Genomic DNA, 20,626 nt, shown 5'->3' with positions numbered 1-20,626 from the left:
GCACCATGTCCCACGCCTTGCCCCGCCTTACCCAAGCCCGTGCGCCGCTGACGCACCGCATCGCGGTGACCAACGAGCACGGCGAGCAACAGGCGTTGGACATTCCGGCCGAGCGGCCCTTGACCGTCTATGTGGACAAGCGTGAGCTGGTGACGCTGATGACGCTGGGCGAGCGGCCCGAGTGGTTGGTGCTGGGCTACCTGCTGAACCAGCGCCTGGTGCCAGATGCCAGCGCGGTGGAATCGATCACCGTGGATTGGGAAGTGGGCGCTGCTGCGGTGAAAACCCACGCTGGCATTGTCGACATCGCCCAAAAGACCACCAAACGCGTGGTCACCACGGGCTGCGGCCAGGGCAGCCTGTTTGGTGAGGTGATGGAGCACATCGAAGGCGTGCAACTGCCCGCCACCACGGTGACCCGCTCGCAGGTTTACGCCATCGTCAACACCATCCGCCTGCAGGACAGCACCTACAAGTCGGCCGGTTCGGTGCACGGTTGTGCGCTGTTCCGCGGTGAGGAGCGGCTGCTGTTTGTGGAAGACGTAGGGCGGCACAACGCCATCGACGCCATTGCCGGCTGGATGGCGCTGCAGGCCTTGGGCGCCACACCGCTGGTGACAGAAGGCCTGGTGTTCTATACGACCGGGCGCCTGACCAGTGAGATGGTCATGAAGGCCGCGCAGATGGGCATTGCTGTCGTCATCTCGCGCAGCGGCATGACGCAGATGGGCCACGCGGTGGCGCAGAGCCTGGGCCTGTGTGCCATTGGCCGCGCGCTGAACAAACGCTTTTTATGCTTCAGCGCACCAGAGCGCCTGCAGCTCGACACCGTGGCCCTGCCCGCGACGGAAGAGGCACCCATTTGAGTTCTCTGGGGGACAGCGCGCACGCCGCCTGGCAGTTGGTGGTCTCGGCCGACCCCATGCTGCTGTCCATCGTGCTGCGCTCGCTGACGCTCAGCGCCAGTGCCACGGCCATCGCGTTTGTCCTTGGCACGGTGCTGGGCTCCTGGCTGGCGGTTGGCCGCTTTGCCGGGCGCACGGTGCTGTTGGCCGTGCTCAACACCTTGTTGTCCTTGCCGTCCGTGGTGGTGGGGCTGGTGGTGTACCTGCTGCTGTCGCGCTCCGGGCCGCTCGGTTACCTCGGCTGGTTGTATTCGTTCAAGGCCATGCTGCTGGCGCAGACCGTGCTGGTGCTGCCCATCGTGGTGGCCCTGGTGCGCCAGGTGGTGGAAGACGCGCACACCGCGCATGGCGAGCAACTGCGCTCGCTGGGCGCGGGGCCACGCCTGACCGGCCTGCTGCTGGCCTGGGATGAGCGCAGTGCCTTGCTCACCGTGGCACTGGCCGCCTTTGGCCGCGCCATTGCCGAGGTGGGCGCGGTGATGCTGGTGGGGGGCAACATCGATGGCTTCACCCGCGTCATGACCACCGCCATTGCGCTGGAAACCAGCAAGGGCGATTTGCCGTTGGCCATGGGCCTGGGCCTAGTGTTGCTGGCCGTGGTGCTGGTGTTGCAGATGCTGATTGCGGGCCTGCGCGTGTGGATGGGCGTCGCCCATGCCGTGCCGGTGGCGACCCGTTCGCAAGGGGCGCTCTGACATGGCGGTGCTTTACCAACTGGACGACGTGCAGGTGGTGCTGGCCTCCACGCGCGGCGCCCCCCCGGCGCTGGATGGCGTGACACTGCACATTGCTGCGGGTGAGCGCGTGGCCCTGGTCGGCTCCAACGGCAGCGGCAAGTCCACGCTGCTGCGCGTGTTGCACGGCTTGCTGGCGCCCAGCGCGGGCACGGCACAGCGCCAGGCAGGTTTGAAGCAGGCCATGCTGTTCCAGCGTCCGGTGTTGTTGCGCCTGTCGGTGCAAAACAACCTGGCACTGGCGCTGTGGTTGCACGGCATGGGCTGGCACGCGGCCCGCCATGCGGCGCTGGAGGCACTGGCCCATGCAGGCCTGCAAGGCGTGGCGGCGCGCAGTGGCCGCCAGCTGTCGGTGGGGCAAACCCAGCGTGTGGCGCTGGCACGCGCGCTGGCGTTGGCGCCCGAGGTGCTGTTGCTGGACGAACCCACTGCCAGCCTGGACCCACATTCCAAGCGTCTGGTAGAGGCCACCGTGCAGGCCTATGGCGGCACCACCGTGTTTGCCAGCCACAACCTGGGCCAGGTCAAGCGCCTGGCCACCCGCGTGCTCTACCTGGAGCAGGGTCGGGTGTTGGCCGACCTGCCCGTGACCGAATTTTTTGACCAAAACCGCCTGCAGGCCCACTCGGCGGCGGCGGCCCATTTTGTAAAAGGAGAGGCCATTTCATGAATAAATTTAAGAAAAATACACGTCTAGCCCCCGTGCGCATTGCGCTGGCAGCTATTGTTTTAGTAGCGTCGGGTCTGGCGTCGGCGCAGTCGCTGGTCATGGCGTCCACCACCTCCACCGAGCAGTCGGGCCTGTTTGCGCACCTGCTGCCGGCCTTCAAGGCGGCGACCGGGCTGGACGTGAAGGTGGTAGCCGTGGGTACCGGCCAGGCCATCGACATGGGCCGCCGGGGCGACGCCGACGTGCTGTTTGTGCACGACCAGGCGGCCGAAGAAAAACTGGTGCAGGAAGGTTTTGCCACCAAGCGCCTGCCGGTCATGTACAACGACTTTGTGCTGGTGGGGCCCGCCGCTGACCCGGCCCGCGTGCGCGGCAAGGACATCGTGTCGGCCTTCCAGAAGGCGGCAGCGGGGCCAGCGGCCTTTATCTCGCGCGGTGACCGCAGCGGCACCCACGCCGCCGAGCTGCGCTACTGGAAGCTCGCAGGCATGGACGCACCCAAGTTCGCCAACTACAAAGAGTGCGGCTGTGGCATGGGGCCCGCGCTCAACATGGCAGCCTCCACCGGAGCCTATGTGCTGACCGACCGCGGCACCTGGCTCAACTTCCGCAACCGCGCCGACCTGGCCGTGCTGGTGGAGGGCGACAAGCAGCTGTTCAACCAATATGGCGTGTTGCCGGTCAACCCGACCAAACACCCGCACGTGAACGCAGCCGGTGCCACCAAGTTTGTGGAGTGGGTCACCTCGCCGGCAGGCCAGGGTGTGATCGCCAGCTACAAAATCGGCGGTGAGCAGTTATTCTTCCCCAATGCCAATCCCTGAATCTTCTGCAAGCCCTGCCTTTGTGCTCGGTGACGTAACCGCCCTGGTGCTGGCGGGTGGACGCGGCCTGCGCATGGGCGGTGTGGACAAGGGCTTACAGCCCTTTCGCAGTCAGCCCATGGCCCAGCATGCGCTGCAACGCCTGGCCACCCAACAGGGTGGACCGCTGCACAGCGTACTGATCAATGCCAACCGCAATGCCGAGGACTATCTGGCCTTGGGCGAAGCGGCGTGGGGCGCTGGCCGGGTGCGTGTGTTTGCCGACCGTGTGCAAAACTTCTCCGGTCCACTCGCCGGTTTTCAGGCAGGGTTGGATCTGTGCACCAGTCCGCTGCTGCTGACCGTGCCGTGCGACAGCCCGCTGTTCCCGCTGGACCTGGCGCAGCGCCTGCTGGACGCGCTGAACATGGCCCGAGCCGACATCGCCGTGGTGCAGGCGCCGGAGGCAGGGCGCGACGGCCAGCTCAGCCTGCGCAGCCAGCCGGTGTTCTGCCTGATGAAGACGGGTCTGCTGGAAAGCCTCAACGATTTCCTGAACCAAGGTGGCCGCAAGGTCGACGCCTGGACTGCGCAGCACCGCGTGGTGCAAGTTCCTTTCAATTTGGTGGGAGACGCGCCCCACGCGTTTGCCAATGCCAACACGCTGGACGAACTGCGTCTGCTGGAAAACACATGACGACTTCTCTGGACGACATTGCCCGCTCCTTGCAAGGCTACGACCCGCAGGCCCTGAAGATGGACGACGCCAACGCCTTCATCGCCCGCTTGGTGGCGCCGGTGCAGGGCGTGGAGACACGCACGCTGCGCCAGTGTGCGGGCCGCGTGCTGGCGCAGGATGTGGTGTCGCCCATTTCGGTGCCCGCGCATGACAACTCCGCGATGGATGGTTTTGCCTTCAATGGCGCGCTGCTGCAGCCCGGCCAGCCGCTGGCTCTGCGCAATGTTGGCACCGCGTTGGCCGGCAAGGCTTGGGTGGGCACGGTGGCCGCAGGTGAATGCCTGAAGGTGATGACCGGTGCCATATTGCCGAGCGGGCTGGACACCGTGGTGCCGCAGGAATTCACCCGCCAGGAGGGCGATGTGGTGCACATCCCCGCCGACATCTTGAAAGCCGGTGACAACCGCCGCCTGCGCGGCGAAGACCTGCAGCAGGGTGGCGTAGCGCTATCAAAAGGAGAGCTGCTCACGCCCGCTGCACTGGGGCTAGCGGCCAGTTTGGGTCTGCAGAGTTTGCAGGTGGTACGGCGCTTGCGTGTGGCCTATTTGTCCACTGGTGACGAGGTGCTGTCGGTGGGCGAGCCGCTGCGCGAAGGCGCGGTATTTGATAGCAACCGCTACACCGTCACCAGCCTGTTGGACCGCCTGGGCTGCGAGGTGATCGAGCTGGGTGTGGTGCGTGACGAACCCGCCGCACTGGAGGCTGCGTTTCGCAGCGCCGCGGCGCAGGCCGATGTGATTTTGAGCAGTGGAGGGGTGAGCGTGGGGGAGGCCGATTTCACCAAGGGCATGATGGCCAAGCTGGGCGATGTGGCCTTCTGGCGCATTGCCATGCGCCCGGGGCGTCCGTTTGCCGTGGGGCGCATTGGTAATACGGTGTTGTTTGGCATGCCCGGCAACCCGGTGGCGGTGATGGTCACGTTTTTGACGTTGATACGTCCGGCGCTGTTGCAAATGATGGGTGCGCGGCCTCGGCCCTTGCCGCTCTTACAGGCGCATAGCGAGCAGCCACTGCGCAAGAAAGCCGGCCGCACCGAATACCAGCGCGGCATCGTCAGCAGCGGGCCTGATGGTCGCCTGCAGGTGCGCACCACGGGCAACCAGGGTTCGGGTGTGCTCAGCTCCATGGTGCAGGCCAACGGCCTGATCGTGCTGCACCACGCCCAAGGCCATGTGGCGGCGGGTGATGGGGTGGATGTGATGATGTTTGATGGGGTGATTTAAGCCCTTGGCGGGCGATGTGCAGACCCGGCCCACAAGGCTTGCGGCGCACAGACCGTGTGAATCAGGGAATACAAATAATGAGTGAACAGAAAATTGAGTTGTACGACGGCCCGGCTGGTGGCTGGGGCGCTTTGCGCAGCGTGGGCCAGGCCCTGTTGCGGCAGGATATTGCGATCAAAGGCGCCAAGACGCTGCTGTCGGCTAACCAGCCTGATGGCTTTGACTGCCCGGGCTGTGCCTGGCCGGACCGTAACCACGCCTCTACGTTTGAGTTTTGTGAGAACGGCGCCAAAGCCGTTGCCGCCGAGGCGACCGCCCGGCGGGTGACCCGCGAATTCTTCGCGCAGCACCGTGTGGCCGAGCTGGCCTTGCAGAGCGACTTTGCGCTGGAAGACCACGGCCGCCTCACCGAGCCCATGGTCTATGACGCCAGCACCGACCACTACCGCCCCATCAGCTGGGACGACGCGTTTGGCCTGATTGCCAGGCACCTCAACGCCTTGCCGGACCCGAACCAGGCGGCGTTCTACACCTCCGGGCGGGCCAGCAACGAAGCGGCATTTTTGTACCAGCTGTTTGTGCGCCAGTACGGCACCAACAACTTTCCCGACTGTTCCAACATGTGCCACGAGCCCAGCGGGACCGGCATGCGCGAGAGCATCGGCGTGGGCAAAGGCACGGTCACGCTGGACGACTTCACCCAAGCGGACGCGATCTTCATCTTCGGCCAGAACCCCGGCACCAACCACCCTCGCATGCTGGGCGAGTTGCGCCAGGCGGCCAAGCGTGGCGCGCGGATTGTGAGCATCAACCCCATGCGCGAACGCGGGCTGGAGCGCTTTGCCGACCCGCAGGACAAGCTGGAGATGGCCACCCTGCGCGACACCCCCATCAGCAGCCACTACTTTCAGTTGCGCATTGGCGGCGATTTTGCCTTCGTCAAAGGCATGATGAAAGCCTTGGTGGAGTGGGACGATCAGGGGCGCCCGGTGCTGGATCACGCCTTCATTGCCGAACACACCATGGGTTTTGACGCACTGCTGCAAGATCTGCGCGCCGAGTCTTGGGAGCTGCTAGAGCGGGAGTCCGGTCTGAGCGCGGAGCAGATACGCAGCGCCGCAGATGTCTATGCCAAGGCCGGCAGCACGATTGCTTGCTGGGGCATGGGCATCACCCAGCACCAGAACTCGGTGGCTACCATCCAGATGATCGTCAATCTGCTGCTGATGCGCGGCAACATCGGTCGGCCCGGTGCCGGCCCTTGCCCGGTGCGCGGGCACAGCAATGTGCAAGGCGACCGCACCATGGGCATCTGGGAGCTACCACCCCAGTCGCTGTTGCAAAGCCTGGAGCGGGTCTTCGGCTTCACACCTCCACAGAAGCCCGGACTGGACACGGTGAGCACCATACGCGCCATGTTGGATGGCAAGGTCAAGGTGTTCATTGCCTTGGGTGGCAATTTTGCCGCTGCCACGCCGGACACGGTCCAAACCTGGAAGGCCTTGCGCCAGTGCGACCTGACCGTGCATGTCACCACCAAGCTCAACCGCAGCCACATCGTGCACGGGCGGGATGCCCTGATCCTGCCGTGCCTGGGCCGCACCGAGATGGACATGCAGGTCGGTGGCCTGCAAGGCGTGACGGTGGAAGACTCCATGAGCATGGTGCACATCTCCATGGGCATCAACGCGCCGGCCGCGCCACAGCTGTTGTCCGAGCCCGCCATCGTGGCCCGCATGGCAGCCGCCACTTTGGGTGCACGCAGCAACACACCTTGGCGGTGGCTGGTGGAAGACTACCGCCGCATCCGCGACAAGATTGCCGAGGTGTTTGTCGACTTTGCAGACTTCAATGCCCGCGTGAGCGTGCCCGGTGGCTTCCGCTTGCGCAATACCGCCAGCGAGCGGGTGTGGGCCACGAAACCTGGCAAAGCGGTGTTCAAAACCCATGCGGTACCGGTTGATACCCCCTTGCACCTGGCCCGCCAGCGCAAGGGCGATGCCAAAGTGTTCGCCTTGATGACGACCCGCTCGCACGACCAGTACAACACCACCATTTATGGCAACGACGATCGCTACCGCGGTGTGTTCGGCCAGCGCCGCGTGGTGTTTGCCAATGAGCAGGACATCCGCGAACTCGGCATGAAGGCTGGCGATTGGATCGATTTTGTGACCGTGTGGGAAGACGGCGATGAGCGTCGCGCCGAAGGCTTCAAGCTGGTGGCCTACAACATCCCCCGCGGTTGCGTGGGGGCGTATTACCCCGAGACCAACCCCCTGGTGCCGCTGGAATCGGTGGCTATTGATGCGGGCACACCGACGTCCAAGTGCATCCCGGTGCTGATGCTGCCGCACAAGGCAGCGGCATGCTGACGGAGCTGCAGCAAACCTTGTTGTGGACGCTGTACCGTGCGGCCAAGCCGGTGTCCTTGCCATGGTTGGGCAAACAGCTGGGCTTGAGTGGCAGTGTGGTGATGCGTTCCCTGGCCGGGCTGGGGGAGGCGGCGGTGGCCGGCCAGGCCGGCCCTGGTTGGGTGCACGTGGAGATGGCTGATAGCCGCTGGACCGCCAGCCTGACGGAGGCCGGACGGGTGCTGTGTGCGGAGCAAGACCATGCGCCATGAAGACCGCACGCCAGCGCTGAGCACCTGCGCCGTAGACCGCTGGCCGCAAGACGGGCAAACCACCGACCTGCTTGCCGCGGAAGTGCCGGTGGCGCTGGAATTCAATGGCATTTCGCATGCCGTCATGCTGGCCACTCCACAGGATCTGGAGGCTTTTGCGCTGGGCTTTGCCTTGACCGAGGGCATTCTGGACACACCTGCCCAGTGCTATGGCATTGAGGTGGAGTTGGTGCACACCGATTCGGTGCAGGGGCTGACCGTGAGGTTGGAGATTGCGGCCGCCTGTTTCCAGCGCCTCAAGCTGCAGCGCCGCAGCCTGGCGGGTAACACCGGCTGCGGGTTGTGTGGTGTGGAGAGCTTGGCAGCATTGGGTCCCCCCTTGCTCGCTATGCCGCGCCAGCCTTGGCTGGCCGCGTTGACGGTCGATGCCTTGCTGCGCGCCTCCAACGCCTTGCCCGAGCGCCAGCTTTTGAACCAGGCGTGCGGCTCACTGCATGCTGCTGCTTGGGTCAGCCCGCAGGGTAAGTTGCTGGAGGTCATGGAAGACGTGGGTCGGCACAACGCGCTCGACAAACTGTTGGGCTACCGCGCCCGGCACAACACCTTGCAGGAGCCGGGCTTTGTGCTGATGACCAGCCGCGCCAGCCACGAACTGATCCGCAAATGTGTGCGCATGGGCGTGGGCGCCATGGCCGCCATCTCCGCCCCGACAGATTTTGCGGTGGACATGGCCACCCGCAGCGGCCTGCAGCTGTGGGGGTTGGTACGCGGGCAGCGGGCGGTGCGCTACACCGCATAGGCCTTTGCAAACACAGGGTCAGCAGTGACTCAGGAATAATGCTTCGGTGTTCCCTGGTCCTGGGAGGCCGGTTTGAAATTGTCTTTTTTTGCGCTGGGCTGGCGCACCCTGTGGCGCGATGTGCGCTCAGGCGATCTGCGTCTGGTCATCGTGGCCGTCACGCTGGCCGTGGCCGCACTCACCGCCGTGGGTTTTTTTGCGGACCGCTTGCAGGGCGGCCTGCAGCGCGATGCGCGCCAGCTGCTGGGCGGCGACGCCGTTATCTCCAGCGACAACCCGCCACCTCCTGCGTTTGAAGCACAGGCCCGCACGCTGGGGCTGCAGGTGGTCCATACATTGGGCTTTCCCACCATGGCGCGCGCCAGCGATGCCCAAGGCGGCGCAGCCAAGCTGGTGGCGCTCAAGGTGGTGGAAACCGGCTACCCGCTGCGCGGCGCCCTGCGCCTGAGCAACGCGCCCGATGCGCCCGACGCCCCCACCAAAGACACGCCCGCCAAGGGCCAGGCCTGGGTGGACGCGGCCCTGCTCGAAGCCATTGGCCTCAAGGTGGGCGACCCGCTGCTGCTGGGCGACAGCCAGTTCACCGTAGACAAGATCATCGTGATCGAACCCGACCGCGGTGGCGGCTTTATGAACTTTGCCCCGCGCGTGATGATCACGCGTGCCGACCTGCAGGCCACTGGCCTGGTGCAGCCCGCCAGCCGGCTGAACTACCGCATGGCCGTGGCCGGTGATGAGCCCGCGGTGCGCAAGTTTGTCACATGGGCCGATGCGCAGGTGAAGACCGGTGGCGTGCGCGGTGTGCGCGTGGAGTCGCTGCAGAGCGGCCGCCCCGAGATGAGCCAGACGCTGGACCGTGCCAACAAATTCCTGAGCCTGGTGGCGCTGCTGGCGGCCTTGCTGAGTGCGGTGGCCGTGGCGTTGGCCGCACGTGCCTTTGCGGCCAACCACCTGGATGACTGCGCCATGCTGCGCGTGCTGGGCCTGTCCCAGCGCACCATTGCCAGCGCCTATGCGTTTGAGTTCGCGCTGGTGGGCCTGTTTGCCAGCGCCTTGGGCGTGCTGATCGGGTTTGGCGTGCACTACCTGTTTGTAGCCCTGCTGGCCGGGCTGGTGGATGCGGCGCTGCCCGCGGCATCGCTGTGGCCGGTGGCGTTGGGGCTGGGTATGGGGCTCACGCTGCTGCTGGCCTTTGGCCTGCCGCCCGTGCTGCAGCTGGCCCAGGTACCCGCGCTGCGTGTGATCCGCCGCGATGTGGGCAACCTGCGGCCCGCATCCATTGGCGTGCTGGCCATTGGCGTGGTCGGCTTTGCCGCGCTGCTGCTCACCGTCAGTAGCGACCTGATGCTGGGCCTGATTGCCGTGGGCGGTTTTGCCGCCGCGGTGCTGGTGTTTGCGGGCCTGAGCTGGGTGGCCGTGAAGCTGTTGCGCCGCAGTGTGAACGAGGCCACCGCGCCACGCTGGCTGGTGCTGGCCACGCGCCAGGTGTCGGCCCGGCCGGCATACACCGTGGTGCAGGTGAGCGCGTTGTCCGTAGGTCTGCTGGCGCTGGTGCTGCTGGTCTTGTTGCGCACCGACCTCATCAGCAGCTGGCGCCGCGCCACGCCGCCCGATGCGCCCAACCGCTTTGTCATCAACGTGATGCCTGAGCAGTCTGACGCCTTCCAGAAGGCGCTGACCGACCAAGGCGTCACCAAGTTCGACTGGTACCCCATGATCCGTGGCCGCCTGGTGGCGGTGAATGGCAAAGACATTTCGCCCGATGACTTCACCGAAGACCGCGCCAAGCGCCTGGTGGACCGCGAGTTCAACCTCTCGCACAGCGCCAAGAACCCGCCGCACAACCTGATCGTGGGCGGGCGCTGGACCGAAGACGAAGAGGGCGCCGTGAGCGTGGAAGAGGGCATTGCCAAGACGCTGAACCTCAAGCTGGGCGACAGCCTGCGCTTTGACATTGGTGGCATGCAGAGCGAGTCCAAAATCACCTCGCTGCGCAAGGTGGACTGGGGCTCCATGCGCGCCAACTTCTTTGTGATGTACCCGGTGGCCGTGTTAAAGGACGTGCCCAGCACCTTCATGGGCGCCTTCAAAGCCCCCGACACCAAGGGCTTCGATAACGCGCTGGTGCACCAGTTTCCCAACGTGACCAATGTGGACATGACCAGCACCATCAACCAGGTGCAGCGCGTGCTGGACCAGGTGATACGCGCGGTGGAGTTTCTGTTCGGCTTCACGCTGGCCGCCGGCCTGGTGGTGCTGTTTGCCGCGGTGACCGCCACGCGCGAGGACCGCGCACGCGAGTTCGCCATCATGCGGGCCGTGGGCGCGGGCAGCAGCCTGCTGCGCCAGGTGCAACGCACCGAACTGGCGGGCGTGGGCCTGCTGGCGGGCTTCCTCGCCTCTATCGTGGCCGCTGCCGTGGGCTGGGCGCTGGCGCGTTTTGTGTTCGAGTTTGACTGGACGGTCTCGCTCTGGGTGCCGCTGCTGGGCGCACTGGCGGGCGCTGTACTGGCGCTGGCAGCAGGCTGGTGGGGCCTGCGCGATGTGCTGCGTCGCCCGGTGGTGGAGACGCTGCGCCGGGCCGCCACCAATTGACGTAGCCATTTTTGCTCCAAGCGAAGCAAAAATGGCTACGCTGTAGCTCTTGTATTTCATTGAAATGTGTGTAATATCAGTCACTAATTAGATTGAGACTGAAATTACGGACATGAAGTACGAAGAAAGGCCCCTTCTTGCGCCCCAGCATCTGGCAGAAGCCCAGGCGCTGGGCGCCAAGCTGGCCCGGCTTCGGCAGGCCCGCAAAATCCGCCAGGCCGATGCGGCTGTACGTGCCGGTTTGTCCCGTTCCACCGCGGTGTTGATCGAAAAGGGCGACGCCAGCCGCACGCTGGGCCAGATTTACCGCTACCTGGAGGCCATTGCCCCTGGGCTGTCGCTGCCCGCCTTGCTGCAAGAAAGCGACCCTTCGCTCAGCGCTCTGGCGCAGGCAGAGGCTACCCAGCGCGTGCGCCCCATGTCTGCCACTGAACTGCAGTCGCTGGACTTCTGATGCCGCAGCGCACGCTTTATGTATTCACGCACCTGACCGAAGGCTGGGCGCCCGCCGGGCGCTTGTCGCTCACCCAGGAGCGCGATGTGGTGGCCTCCAGTTTTGCCTACGGCACCCGCTACATCGATCGGCCCGAAGCCTTTGACATCGACCCTGTCAGCCTGAGCTTGGCCAACAAGGCGCGTGTGCGCGGTGCAGAGCTGTTCCCTATCAACCAGCTCACCCAGTTTGGCGGTATTCGCGATGCTGCGCCCGATGCCTGGGGCCGCCGCGTGATCGAAGCCCAGCGTCGCGTCCCCGCCAACAGCCTGACAGAGGCCGACTATTTGCTGGGCGCGGGCAGCGACCGCGTGGGCGCACTGGACGTGCGCGAGTCGCTGGACAGCCCGGTACACGCGGGCGCTGCGCCCATCCGCTCGCTGCCCTACATGCTGGAGGCCGCAGAGCGCATTGAGCAAGGCCTGCCCATACCCGCCGCCTTGGCCGATGTATTTGGTGCTGGCCCCAGCGCGGGTGGTGCGCGGCCCAAGGCCTCGGTGCGCGACGAGGCGGGCGTGCTTTGGCTGGCCAAGTTTGCCGCAGTGGGCGACACCCTGGACATGGCCTGGGCCGAGAGCTGCACCCTGCAACTTGCCGGTCGCTGTGGCTTGGCGGTGCCCGAAGTCAAGGTCGTGGACATCGGCGGCAAGTCCGTGTTGTTGGTGCGCCGGTTTGACCGCACCACGGCAGTCACTGGCATAGAACAACGCCTGCCCTTTGTTAGCGGCCTGACGCTGGTGGCATGTGATGAATTTGAATCGCGCACCAAAGGCTACGGCCATTTGGCCCAGGCTATTCGCGAGCATGTGCACCCCAGTCTGATACGCGCCAACTGCGAAGAGCTGTTTGGCCGGATGGTGTTCAACATCTTTGTCAGCAACGATGACGACCACCTGCGCAACCACGGCTTTTTGCGCAATGCCCAACTACCTGGCTGGTCGATCAGCCCGCTGTACGACGTGGTGCCGCGCCCCAGCGTGGCGTTTGAGCGCCAGTTGCATTTGCAGGTGGGCCAGCAGGGCAAGCTGGCCACGCTGGACAACGCCATGTCCGCTTACAGCGCATTTGTTCCGCAGCGCACCACGGCGGTGGCTATCATCCGCCGCATCTGGGGCGAGCTGCGCCAATGGCGCATCACCTTTGAAGAACTCGGCGCCGCCCATCCTGGCATAGGCCGCCTGCTGGACCAACTGGCTCCCGCCATGCGTGATCTGGACGACATTGCCTCGTCCGCACTACAAGCTGAAATACGAAAGTCGATTGCGCTATGACAGAAGAAACATCCGAAGCCCCCACCGGTATCACCCCCTTTGAATGGATAGGCGGTGAGGCCGTCGTCCGCAGCTTGGTGGACCGCTTTTATGACCTGATGGACCTAGAGCCTGGCTACGCAGCGCTGCGGGCCGCGCATGGCAGCAGCCTGGACAAGGCGCGGGACCACCTGTTCTGGTTTCTGTGTGGCTGGCTCGGTGGCCCCGACTATTTTGTGGAGCGCTTTGGCCACCCGCGGCTGCGGGCGCGGCACATGCCGTTCAAGATCGGCATTCTGGAGCGCGACCAGTGGCTGGCCTGCATGGACCAGGCCATGGGCGATACGGGCGTGCCCACCGAATTGCGCGAGCGGCTCAAGACCTCGTTTTTTCAAACGGCGGATTGGATGCGCAACGTAGGCGCTTGAGGGGCGCTCAGGCGCGGTTCAGTGGCTGCAGCAGTACGACCAGCGCCCCTGCGCCACCTTGGGCAGGCTGAGCCTGCACAAAGGCCACCACCTCGCTCTTTTGCACCAGCCACTTGTGCACCTTGTCCTTGAGCACCGGTGCTTTGCCGGGCGAGCCCAGGCCCTTGCCGTGCACCACGCGCACGCAGCGTATGCCCTGCTTGTGCGATTCGCGGATAAACGCGCCCAGTGCCTCGCGCGCCTCGTCGCTGCGCAGGCCGTGCAGGTCAATCTGCTTCTGGATGCTCCATTTGCCCTTGCGCAGCTTCTGTGTCACGTCGGGGCCCACACCGGGGCGACGAAAACTCAGGTTGTCATCGGTGTCCAGTAGCGTGGTGATGTCCACCTCGTCGCTGAGAGCTTCTTGCAGAGCGGCCGCTTCGTCCAGAAGTTGCTGCTTGGGGATGGGCTTGGGCGGCGCGGGTGCCAGCGCGGCACGCTGGGGCGGCGCCATGGGCTGCACCTTGCCAATGGCGGCCTGGAACAAGTTGCTGGCCGCAGCCTTGCGCTTGACCTCGGCCGCTTTTTGCAGCGCCAAGGCGGCTTCCCGCGCCGCTTGCGCTTCGATAGCTTTCTTGACCAGCTTGAGGTCGGACAGGGCGTTGATCTTCATGGCGGCCCCTAGAGTAAACCGGCCTCGGCCATGGACAGTGCCTGGCCGGGCCCGACGATGATGTGGTCCAGCACGCGCACATCCACCAGTGCCAGCGCGGCCTTCAGCGTTTGCGTGAGCGCCTCGTCCGCCCGGCTGGGCTGCACGGTGCCGCTGGGGTGGTTGTGCGCCAGCACCACGGCGGCGGCGCTGTGGTGCAGCGCGCGGATGACGACTTCGCGTGGGTAGACCGAGGTTTGCGTGAGCGTGCCGCGGAACAGTTCGTCCATGGCCAGCAGCTTGTTCTGTGTATCTAAAAACAATACAGCGAAGACTTCATGGCCTTTGGCTGCCAGGTGCAGTTGCAGGTAGTGCTTGACGGCCTGTGGGTCCGAGAACACCTCGCGCTCCTGCAGGCGCTGGGCCATGGCACGGCGCGCCAGCTCCAGCACCGCCACAATCTCGGCGCGCTTGGCAGGGCCCAGGCCCTTGACGCGTTTGAGATCGTCCGCGGTGGCGTTCAGCAGGCCAGCTATGCCTCCAAACCCGCCCTGGTCCGCGTCCGCATTGCGCGGGGTGCTATGGTTTTTGAGTTGCAGCAACTCGTCGGCCATCTGCAACACGCCCTTGCCTGCGATGCCCGTGCGCAGCAGGATAGCCAATAGCTCCGCATCGCCGAGCGCGCCAGGGCCGCGGGCCAGCAGCTTTTCACGCGGGCGGGCGTCGAGGGGAAGGTCTTTGATGGGCATGGCTTTTGTTCAGTCACTTTTGCAGTTTTACGCTCACAAAGCGCGGCCCGATCAGGCGCAGGCCGTCGATGCCGCCCAGGTTCAGCCCGGCGCTGAGCACCAGGTACAGCGTCTTCCCCTGGAATTGCTCCAGCGGCAGCGCAGTGCCCTTGTCTACCGACACATCGAACACGCGGCGGGACTCGCGCACGTATTCGTTGCTGCCGGCGCGCAGCTCATGGAAATCCTTGCGGCTGGCGCTGTCGGTTTGCAGGGTGAAGAGCACACCGGGGCACAGGTCGTCGGCCTTGGCGGTGGCGGGGCAGGGCTGGCCCACCAGCAGGTCGTACGAATCCTCGGAGGGCGGCTCGGCCAGCGCCCCCGATGAAAACGGATGGAACAGCGGGTTGCGTTTGTCACCCCGGCGCACTTCGTCCGACCATGCCTTCTCGAAGGAGGCACCCACGTTCACGGCGGTGGACTCGCCGGGCTTGAGTTCCAGCACCAGCTTGAACGGCGTTGCCTTGATCGTCAGCGCAGCGCCGTCTTTCAGCGGGAAGCGCTGCTTGCCCTGCTCCAGAAAGGCGTTGTAGCGGTATTCGGGCGAGGACTGGGCCGCGCTCACCATGGTCTGCTCGGCCCAAGCGATGAAGTCTTTGTCCTCGGTGGCCAAGGCGGCGGTGTACAGGTGGGTCGGCACGCCGGGGGTGGCGTTGCCGCGGTCGGCAAAAGGCAGCACGCTGGCGCCGCGCATGATCAGCCAGTTCACCATGTCCTTGCGGTGGTTTACCGCGGCCTGGTAGATCGGGGTGTGCGGCACCTGGGGCACGCCGTCGGGCGAGGCTCCGGCCTTCACCAGCGCTTCGGCACTGCCCAGGCGGCCCTGGCCCACGGCAGTGGCCAGCGGCGTGTCGTTCGCTGCCATGTGGCGGCTGTCCACCGTGTCAGGCTTGGCACCGCGGTCCAGCAGCCACTGGGTCCAGTCCTGTGCTTTTTTCTCGTCTGGCATGCCCTGTGCCAGATGCAGGGCGCAGCCCAGCAGGCTGCATTGGTTGATGTCGGCGCCATGGTCCAGCAGAGCGGCGACCAGCTCGCGCCGCTCGGTGAGGATGGCGCGTGCCAGCGGGGTGAGGAAGTTGCCGTACTCCACATTGGGTGACACATCGGGTGCAATGGCGGCCACGGCCTGCGGCGTCAGGGCCCGCCAGTAGGCCGCACGGGCGCGCTCGGCGGGATCGGAAAGCAGCACGTCAGGCGCGGGGAGCAGGCCCTTGGCCACCCAGTCGCGGGCGTCTTTTTCAAAGTCGGCACCCGTGCGCAGCGGCGCGGCGCGGCTCACGCGCACCAGTTCCACCACCAGCCAGCCCGGCGTGCCGCGGTTGGTGAAAGGGATGAGCTGGCTTTTCTCGCCCGGCACATACAGGTTGACCAGGGCCAGGCGAATCACCTTGGGCACGGCGATGAGGTTGTTGGCGGTGACGGTAGGGCTGCGCACGCCGCTGACCCTGGCCATGCGGGCGCGGGTGATGTCGGTGTAGAACACCCACTTGAATTCGTAGGCATTGAGCCCCGCCGTGTGCTGGGCGGTGTCCCACAGGGCCTGCCACTGGGTTTCGTTCCAGACCGGGGCGGGCAACGCTGTAGCAGGGGCAGGAGGAAGGGTGGCTGGGGGATTTGCTGCGGGGCCGGTTTGGGCATGGGCCAGGCCTGCATTCAGCCCCCCACACAAGGCCGATACGAGCGCCAGCGTCCCCACCAGGGGGCGGACAAAGGTCATGGTGGTCAAGCTTTCTACAATAGAGGGCAGTTTATCGGGACTTTTATGACCACCACGACCCCCCGCGTCCAAGCGGGCTCTTTCCTCACCTTGCACTACCGCCTGGGCGGCCCGGCTGGGGACATCATCAACACCTTCACCGGCAAGCCTGCCACGCTGAGCCTGGGCACGGGCGAGCTGTCCCCCGCGGTGGAAGCCTGCCTGATGGACATGGAAGAGGGCGCGCGCGCCACGTTTGAGCTGCCCGCGGGTGCGGCCTTTGGCGAGCGCAACCCTGACATGCAGCAGTGGCTGGCGCGCAAGGTGCTGACCCAAATGGGCGACCCGCTGGAGACCTACAACGTGGGCGATGTGGTCCAGTTCCCCACCCCCGACGGCCAAGGCCAGTTTGCCGGTGTGGTGTTGCAACTGCGTGGCGAGGGGGCTGAACGCGCGGTGTTGTTTGACTTCAACCATCCGCTGGCGGGCCAGCCGGTGAGCTTTGAAGTGCAACTCATCGGAGTCCTATGACCACCACTGTTTTGCCTCAGGAAATTTTGCTGGCCGAACCGCGCGGCTTTTGCGCCGGTGTGGACCGCGCCATCGAGATCGTGGAAAAGGCGCTGGCCAAGTTTGGTCGCCCCATCTACGTGCGCCACGAGATCGTGCACAACACCTATGTGGTGAACGACCTCAAGGAACGCGGCGCCATCTTCATCGAAGAGCTGGACGACGTGCCACCGGGTGCCACGCTGGTGTTCTCGGCCCACGGCGTGAGCCAGGCGATCCAGAAGGAGGCCGCACGCCGTGGCTTCCAGATCTTTGACGCCACCTGCCCGCTGGTGACCAAGGTGCACGTGGAAGTGGCCAAGCTGCACAAAGAGGGCTATGAGTTCATCATGATCGGCCACAAGGGCCACCCCGAGGTGGAAGGCACCATGGGGCAGCTGGATAGTGGCATTCACCTGGTGGAAGACGTGGCCGATGTGGCCAAGGTGCAGCCCAGCCAGACCGCCAAGCTGGCCGTGGTGACCCAGACCACGCTGAGCGTGGACGATGCCTCCGAGATTTCGGCCGCCGTGAAGGCGCGTTTTCCAAACGTGCGCGAGCCCAAGCAGCAGGACATTTGCTACGCCACCCAGAACCGCCAGGACGCGGTGAAGGTGATGAGCCCGCAGGTGGACATCGTGATCGTGGTGGGCAGCCCCACAAGCTCCAACAGCAATCGCCTGCGTGAAGTGGCCAAGAAGCTGGGCACCGAGAGCTACATGGTGGACAACGCCGAAGAGCTGAAGGCTGAATGGTTTGAAGGCCGATCCCGCGTGGGCCTGACCGCCGGCGCCAGCGCCCCCGAGATTCTGGTGAAGGCCGTCATCGACCGCATCAAGGCGCTGGGCGCCGTGTCGGTGCGCAAGATGGATGGCATTGAGGAAACCGTGAAGTTCCCGCTGCCCAAGGGACTGAAGCTGGAAGAATGAAACGCAAGCAAACTGCTATGGTTTTGGTAGCTGCTTGCGCAATAAAATAGAGGGCTAGCGCCCGATTTGACTTAGAGAAATACGAGAACGCCATGTTAGACATCACCCTGCTGCGCAAAGACCTGGATTCGGTCGTTGCCCGCCTGCAAACCCGCAAGAGCCCCCAAGCCTTCCTGAATGTGGATGCATTCACCGCGCTGGAAGCTGAGCGCAAGACCATTCAGATGCGCACCGAGGAAATGCAGGCCAAGCGCAACACGGTCAGCAAGCAGATCGGCATGCTCAAGGGCAAGGGCCAGCACGCCGAGGCGGATGCCGCCATGGCCGAAGTGGCGGGCCTGAAGGCCGAGCTGGAAGCCTCCGCCACCCGTCTGGATGCCATCCAGGCCGAGATGGAAAAAATGCTGTTGGCCGTGCCCAACCTGCCGCATGAGAGCGTGCCCGTGGGCGAAGACGAACATGGCAATGTGGTGGTGCGCACCTGGGGTACGCCCAAGACCTACGATTTCGAGATCAAGGACCATGTGGACCTGGGCGCACCATTGGGGCTGGACTTTGAAATGGGCGTCAAGCTCACAGGTTCGCGCTTCACCGTGATGAAGGGACCGATTGCCCGCCTGCACCGCGCGCTCGCTCAGTTCATGCTGGATGTGCAGACTGAAGAACACGGCTACACCGAGTGCTATACGCCTTATATCGTCAATGGCGACAGCCTGCGTGGGACGGGCCAACTGCCCAAGTTCGAGGAAGATTTGTTTGCCGCCAAAAAAGGCGGCCAGGACGGTGGTGACGACAACACCGCGCTCTACCTGATCCCCACCAGCGAAGTGCCCCTGACCAACTTTGTGCGCGATGTGGTGTCGGCCGAGTCCGATCTACCGATCAAGCTGACCGCGCATACCCCGTGCTTCCGTTCCGAGGCCGGCAGCGCCGGGCGCGACACGCGCGGCCTGATCCGCCAGCACCAGTTCGACAAGGTGGAAATGGTGCAGATCGTGCACCCCGAAAAGAGCTACGAGGCCCTGGAAGCCATGACCGGCCACGCCGAAGCCATCCTGCAAAAGCTGGGCCTGCCTTACCGCGTGATGAGCCTGTGCACCGGCGACATGGGTTTTGGCGCCACCAAGACCTATGACCTGGAAGTCTGGCTGCCCGCGCAAAACACCTTCCGCGAAATCAGCTCCGTCTCCAACTGCGAAGCCTTCCAGGCCCGCCGCCTGCAGGCCCGCTTCAAGAACGCCCAAGGCAAGAACGAACTGGTCCACACCCTGAACGGCTCCGGTTTGGCCGTGGGCCGCGCGCTGGTGGCGGTGCTGGAGAATTACCAGAACGCCGACGGCAGCATCACTGTGCCAGAAGTGCTGCGTCCGTACTTGGGCGGCAAAGAGGTGCTCAAGGCCTGATAGAATCGCTGCTTCGTTTCGACCGACACGAACACAGATTCAGGAGAAGTGGCAGAGTGGTCGAATGTACCTGACTCGAAATCAGGCGTGTCGTAAGGCACCGAGGGTTCGAATCCCTCCTTCTCCTCCAAAAATGGAAAACCCCGTACTGTTTTACAGTGCGGGGTTTTTTTCTGGGTCAACCAATGACGACTTGGTTGCGGCCTTTGGATTTGGCTCTGTACAGGGCTGCATCGGCACGGGCCATCAGGGTGTCTACGGTATCGCTGCTGGCGGCGTTGGCGGTGACGCCGATGCTGACCGTACACGCGATTTTTGTGGAGTCTGGTGGGTTGGCGCAGGCGGCGCGAATCCGCTCGGCCACCACCAATGCGTCATCCAGCGGAGTCTCGGGCAGCAACACGACGAACTCTTCTCCGCCAAAACGTCCCAGTAAGTCTTTGCTGCGCAGAAGTGCGCGCACGGTTTTGACAAAGTCCACCAGAACTGCGTCTCCGGCTTGGTGCCCATACGTGTCATTCACGCGTTTGAAATGGTCCAAATCCATCATCAACAAGGCCAAAGGCTTTTCGTTGCGCTGGCTGCGTGCGAGTTCGTGGTCGCAGGCCTCGTCGATGTAGCGGCGCGTCAATGCGTTGGTCAGGGAGTCGCGGGTGGCCAGATATTCCAACTCCACACGGAGGCTGTCGCCGGCCATCAGGACCGTGCTGATGGACAGCAGCAGGATGGAGAAGGAGAAACTGACAATAAAAATAATGTGTTGTGGGGTGGGGTCCAGAACGTCGCTGCCCATGGGGAACACAAAGGTGGTGATCAGCCGGGCCACTTGAATCAGGGTGATGAATGCCAGTGTGCCGATAGCCAGCATCCGGGCAAACGTGAGGGTGCCTTGCCGGTAGATGAGCCATGCGTGCAGGCCAAACAAGATGCCAAAGACTACGGTAACCATGCGCAGGCGCATGGGGTAGTTGGGGCTTCCCCAGGTAAACCACATGGTCACAAGAACCACGCCGCCGATGAACGCCAGCCATGGACGTGGACGGGGTCGTACTCCAAAAAAGCTTTGCGATCCTGAGTAGAGGCGGTACACACCCCAGCAGAGCAAGAAGTTGGGTACCGCCGTGGTGAATAGCTCTGGCAATTTGCCACGGGAGGCTGCAAACGCGCCACCCACGACGACGAAGAGCAGGGCCTTGGACCATTGACCCAAGCCCCGAATGGATGGCGGGTAGCTGCGCTTGAGCGCATACAACACCAGTGCCATCAGGCCACTCATGGTGCTGATGAGCACGAGTGTTGTGCGAGGGTCAATGGTGTCCATGGGTATGCGAACCATTGTAGGGGTCAGGTGGCGTGCCCCTAAGGCCT

20 protein-coding genes and 1 tRNA gene are annotated in these 20,626 nt (G+C 64.4%); 17 read left to right on the top strand and 4 right to left on the bottom strand.

What is annotated here, in order from left to right:
* The first annotated feature begins 5 nt into the window (after window positions 1-5).
* The 13 genes from J2X15_RS20135 to J2X15_RS20075 all read left to right on the top strand — a co-directional run bounded on the left by J2X15_RS20135 (window position 6) and on the right by J2X15_RS20075 (window position 13,262).
* Window positions 6-866 carry a formate dehydrogenase accessory sulfurtransferase FdhD gene (locus J2X15_RS20135; protein WP_310346490.1) on the top strand — a complete coding sequence of 287 codons (861 nt, stop codon included), beginning with the start codon at window positions 6-8 and terminating at the stop codon, window positions 864-866.
* Window positions 863-1,600, top strand: coding sequence for an ABC transporter permease (locus tag J2X15_RS20130; RefSeq protein ID WP_310346488.1), 738 nt, complete (start codon window positions 863-865; stop codon window positions 1,598-1,600). Before J2X15_RS20135 ends, J2X15_RS20130 begins: the two co-directional genes overlap by 4 nt.
* A gap of 1 nt (window position 1,601) precedes the next feature.
* Window positions 1,602-2,309 (top strand): ATP-binding cassette domain-containing protein, encoded by a 708-nt coding sequence (locus J2X15_RS20125; RefSeq protein WP_310346486.1) that lies wholly within the window; start codon window positions 1,602-1,604, stop codon window positions 2,307-2,309.
* A complete protein-coding gene (locus J2X15_RS20120) occupies window positions 2,306-3,133 on the top strand; it encodes an ABC transporter substrate-binding protein (protein WP_310346482.1) in 828 nt (275 codons plus the stop codon). Before J2X15_RS20125 ends, J2X15_RS20120 begins: the two co-directional genes overlap by 4 nt.
* Window positions 3,120-3,809, top strand: coding sequence for a molybdenum cofactor guanylyltransferase MobA (mobA, locus tag J2X15_RS20115; protein WP_310346479.1), 690 nt, complete (start codon window positions 3,120-3,122; stop codon window positions 3,807-3,809). Before J2X15_RS20120 ends, mobA begins: the two co-directional genes overlap by 14 nt.
* Window positions 3,806-5,074 carry a molybdopterin molybdotransferase MoeA gene (moeA, locus tag J2X15_RS20110; protein ID WP_310346477.1) on the top strand — a complete coding sequence of 423 codons (1,269 nt, stop codon included), beginning with the start codon at window positions 3,806-3,808 and terminating at the stop codon, window positions 5,072-5,074. Before mobA ends, moeA begins: the two co-directional genes overlap by 4 nt.
* 77 nt (window positions 5,075-5,151) lie before the next feature.
* Entirely contained in the window at window positions 5,152-7,446 is a 2,295-nt protein-coding gene (locus tag J2X15_RS20105) for an FdhF/YdeP family oxidoreductase (protein WP_310346475.1), read from the top strand.
* Window positions 7,440-7,697, top strand: coding sequence for a hypothetical protein (locus tag J2X15_RS20100; protein ID WP_310346471.1), 258 nt, complete (start codon window positions 7,440-7,442; stop codon window positions 7,695-7,697). Before J2X15_RS20105 ends, J2X15_RS20100 begins: the two co-directional genes overlap by 7 nt.
* Window positions 7,687-8,496 carry a formate dehydrogenase accessory sulfurtransferase FdhD gene (gene fdhD, locus J2X15_RS20095; RefSeq protein WP_310346469.1) on the top strand — a complete coding sequence of 270 codons (810 nt, stop codon included), beginning with the start codon at window positions 7,687-7,689 and terminating at the stop codon, window positions 8,494-8,496. The genes J2X15_RS20100 and fdhD overlap by 11 nt, the downstream gene beginning before the upstream one ends.
* Window positions 8,497-8,568: 72 nt before the next feature.
* Window positions 8,569-11,091, top strand: a complete 2,523-nt coding sequence (locus J2X15_RS20090) for an ABC transporter permease (RefSeq protein WP_310346466.1) — start codon at window positions 8,569-8,571, stop codon at window positions 11,089-11,091.
* Window positions 11,092-11,203: 112 nt separating this feature from the next.
* Window positions 11,204-11,545, top strand: a complete 342-nt coding sequence (locus J2X15_RS20085; RefSeq protein ID WP_310346463.1) for a helix-turn-helix domain-containing protein — start codon at window positions 11,204-11,206, stop codon at window positions 11,543-11,545.
* Window positions 11,545-12,855, top strand: a complete 1,311-nt coding sequence (locus J2X15_RS20080) for a type II toxin-antitoxin system HipA family toxin (RefSeq protein WP_310346459.1) — start codon at window positions 11,545-11,547, stop codon at window positions 12,853-12,855. The genes J2X15_RS20085 and J2X15_RS20080 overlap by 1 nt, the downstream gene beginning before the upstream one ends.
* Window positions 12,852-13,262, top strand: coding sequence for a group II truncated hemoglobin (locus J2X15_RS20075; RefSeq protein ID WP_310346455.1), 411 nt, complete (start codon window positions 12,852-12,854; stop codon window positions 13,260-13,262). The genes J2X15_RS20080 and J2X15_RS20075 overlap by 4 nt, the downstream gene beginning before the upstream one ends.
* A 7-nt stretch (window positions 13,263-13,269) precedes the next feature.
* Here J2X15_RS20075 and J2X15_RS20070 read toward each other — a convergent pair whose 3' ends face one another.
* Genes J2X15_RS20070 through J2X15_RS20060 form a run of 3 tightly spaced genes read right to left on the bottom strand, consistent with a single transcriptional unit; the run spans window position 13,270 to window position 16,398 of the window.
* A complete protein-coding gene (locus J2X15_RS20070) occupies window positions 13,270-13,914 on the bottom strand; it encodes a Smr/MutS family protein (protein ID WP_310346451.1) in 645 nt (214 codons plus the stop codon).
* An 8-nt stretch (window positions 13,915-13,922) separates the two neighbouring features.
* A complete protein-coding gene (gene radC / locus J2X15_RS20065; protein ID WP_310346448.1) occupies window positions 13,923-14,642 on the bottom strand; it encodes a RadC family protein in 720 nt (239 codons plus the stop codon).
* A gap of 13 nt (window positions 14,643-14,655) precedes the next feature.
* On the bottom strand, window positions 14,656-16,398 hold the full coding sequence (locus tag J2X15_RS20060; RefSeq protein WP_310346445.1) for an ankyrin repeat domain-containing protein: 1,743 nt from the start codon (window positions 16,396-16,398) through the stop codon (window positions 14,656-14,658).
* A gap of 45 nt (window positions 16,399-16,443) precedes the next feature.
* Between J2X15_RS20060 and J2X15_RS20055 the strand changes: the two genes are divergently transcribed.
* The 4 genes from J2X15_RS20055 (at window position 16,444) to J2X15_RS20040 (ending at window position 19,388) form a co-directional block, all read left to right on the top strand.
* Complete coding sequence (locus J2X15_RS20055) at window positions 16,444-16,908, top strand: FKBP-type peptidyl-prolyl cis-trans isomerase (RefSeq protein ID WP_310346442.1); 465 nt, start codon at window positions 16,444-16,446, stop codon at window positions 16,906-16,908.
* Window positions 16,905-17,855 (top strand): 4-hydroxy-3-methylbut-2-enyl diphosphate reductase, encoded by a 951-nt coding sequence (gene ispH, locus J2X15_RS20050; RefSeq protein ID WP_310346440.1) that lies wholly within the window; start codon window positions 16,905-16,907, stop codon window positions 17,853-17,855. Before J2X15_RS20055 ends, ispH begins: the two co-directional genes overlap by 4 nt.
* A 92-nt stretch (window positions 17,856-17,947) precedes the next feature.
* Entirely contained in the window at window positions 17,948-19,258 is a 1,311-nt protein-coding gene (serS, locus tag J2X15_RS20045; protein ID WP_310346437.1) for a serine--tRNA ligase, read from the top strand.
* A 42-nt stretch (window positions 19,259-19,300) separates the two neighbouring features.
* Window positions 19,301-19,388: transfer RNA gene (locus J2X15_RS20040), tRNA-Ser, on the top strand.
* A 48-nt stretch (window positions 19,389-19,436) separates the two neighbouring features.
* Here J2X15_RS20040 and J2X15_RS20035 read toward each other — a convergent pair.
* The gene (locus tag J2X15_RS20035) at window positions 19,437-20,579 is read right to left on the bottom strand and encodes a GGDEF domain-containing protein (protein WP_310346433.1); all 1,143 of its coding nucleotides are present in this window, start codon (window positions 20,577-20,579) and stop codon (window positions 19,437-19,439) included.
* Window positions 20,580-20,626: the final 47 nt, after the last annotated feature.

It is taken from the genome of Rhodoferax saidenbachensis (assembly GCF_031457975.1).
GTDB classification, from domain to species: domain Bacteria; phylum Pseudomonadota; class Gammaproteobacteria; order Burkholderiales; family Burkholderiaceae_C; genus Allorhodoferax; species Allorhodoferax saidenbachensis_A.
The sequence above is the reverse complement of the archived record's forward strand: the minus strand, read 5'-3'. Positions and strand labels throughout refer to the sequence as shown.

What these genes read in the sequence shown, in the direction of transcription:
- J2X15_RS20135 (WP_310346490.1), top strand. Translation starts at nt 6, where the DNA reads ATGTCCCACGCCTTGCCCCGCCTTACCCAAGCCCGTGCGCCGCTGACG.
- J2X15_RS20125 (WP_310346486.1), top strand. Translation starts at nt 1,602, where the DNA reads ATGGCGGTGCTTTACCAACTGGACGACGTGCAGGTGGTGCTGGCCTCC.
- J2X15_RS20120 (WP_310346482.1), top strand. Translation starts at nt 2,306, where the DNA reads ATGAATAAATTTAAGAAAAATACACGTCTAGCCCCCGTGCGCATTGCG.
- mobA (WP_310346479.1), top strand. Translation starts at nt 3,120, where the DNA reads ATGCCAATCCCTGAATCTTCTGCAAGCCCTGCCTTTGTGCTCGGTGAC.
- moeA (WP_310346477.1), top strand. Translation starts at nt 3,806, where the DNA reads ATGACGACTTCTCTGGACGACATTGCCCGCTCCTTGCAAGGCTACGAC.
- J2X15_RS20105 (WP_310346475.1), top strand. Translation starts at nt 5,152, where the DNA reads ATGAGTGAACAGAAAATTGAGTTGTACGACGGCCCGGCTGGTGGCTGG.
- J2X15_RS20100 (WP_310346471.1), top strand. Translation starts at nt 7,440, where the DNA reads ATGCTGACGGAGCTGCAGCAAACCTTGTTGTGGACGCTGTACCGTGCG.
- fdhD (WP_310346469.1), top strand. Translation starts at nt 7,687, where the DNA reads ATGCGCCATGAAGACCGCACGCCAGCGCTGAGCACCTGCGCCGTAGAC.
- J2X15_RS20085 (WP_310346463.1), top strand. Translation starts at nt 11,204, where the DNA reads ATGAAGTACGAAGAAAGGCCCCTTCTTGCGCCCCAGCATCTGGCAGAA.
- J2X15_RS20080 (WP_310346459.1), top strand. Translation starts at nt 11,545, where the DNA reads ATGCCGCAGCGCACGCTTTATGTATTCACGCACCTGACCGAAGGCTGG.
- J2X15_RS20075 (WP_310346455.1), top strand. Translation starts at nt 12,852, where the DNA reads ATGACAGAAGAAACATCCGAAGCCCCCACCGGTATCACCCCCTTTGAA.
- J2X15_RS20070 (WP_310346451.1), bottom strand. Translation starts at nt 13,914, where the DNA reads ATGAAGATCAACGCCCTGTCCGACCTCAAGCTGGTCAAGAAAGCTATC.
- radC (WP_310346448.1), bottom strand. Translation starts at nt 14,642, where the DNA reads ATGCCCATCAAAGACCTTCCCCTCGACGCCCGCCCGCGTGAAAAGCTG.
- J2X15_RS20060 (WP_310346445.1), bottom strand. Translation starts at nt 16,398, where the DNA reads ATGACCTTTGTCCGCCCCCTGGTGGGGACGCTGGCGCTCGTATCGGCC.
- J2X15_RS20055 (WP_310346442.1), top strand. Translation starts at nt 16,444, where the DNA reads ATGACCACCACGACCCCCCGCGTCCAAGCGGGCTCTTTCCTCACCTTG.
- ispH (WP_310346440.1), top strand. Translation starts at nt 16,905, where the DNA reads ATGACCACCACTGTTTTGCCTCAGGAAATTTTGCTGGCCGAACCGCGC.
- serS (WP_310346437.1), top strand. Translation starts at nt 17,948, where the DNA reads ATGTTAGACATCACCCTGCTGCGCAAAGACCTGGATTCGGTCGTTGCC.
- J2X15_RS20035 (WP_310346433.1), bottom strand. Translation starts at nt 20,579, where the DNA reads ATGGACACCATTGACCCTCGCACAACACTCGTGCTCATCAGCACCATG.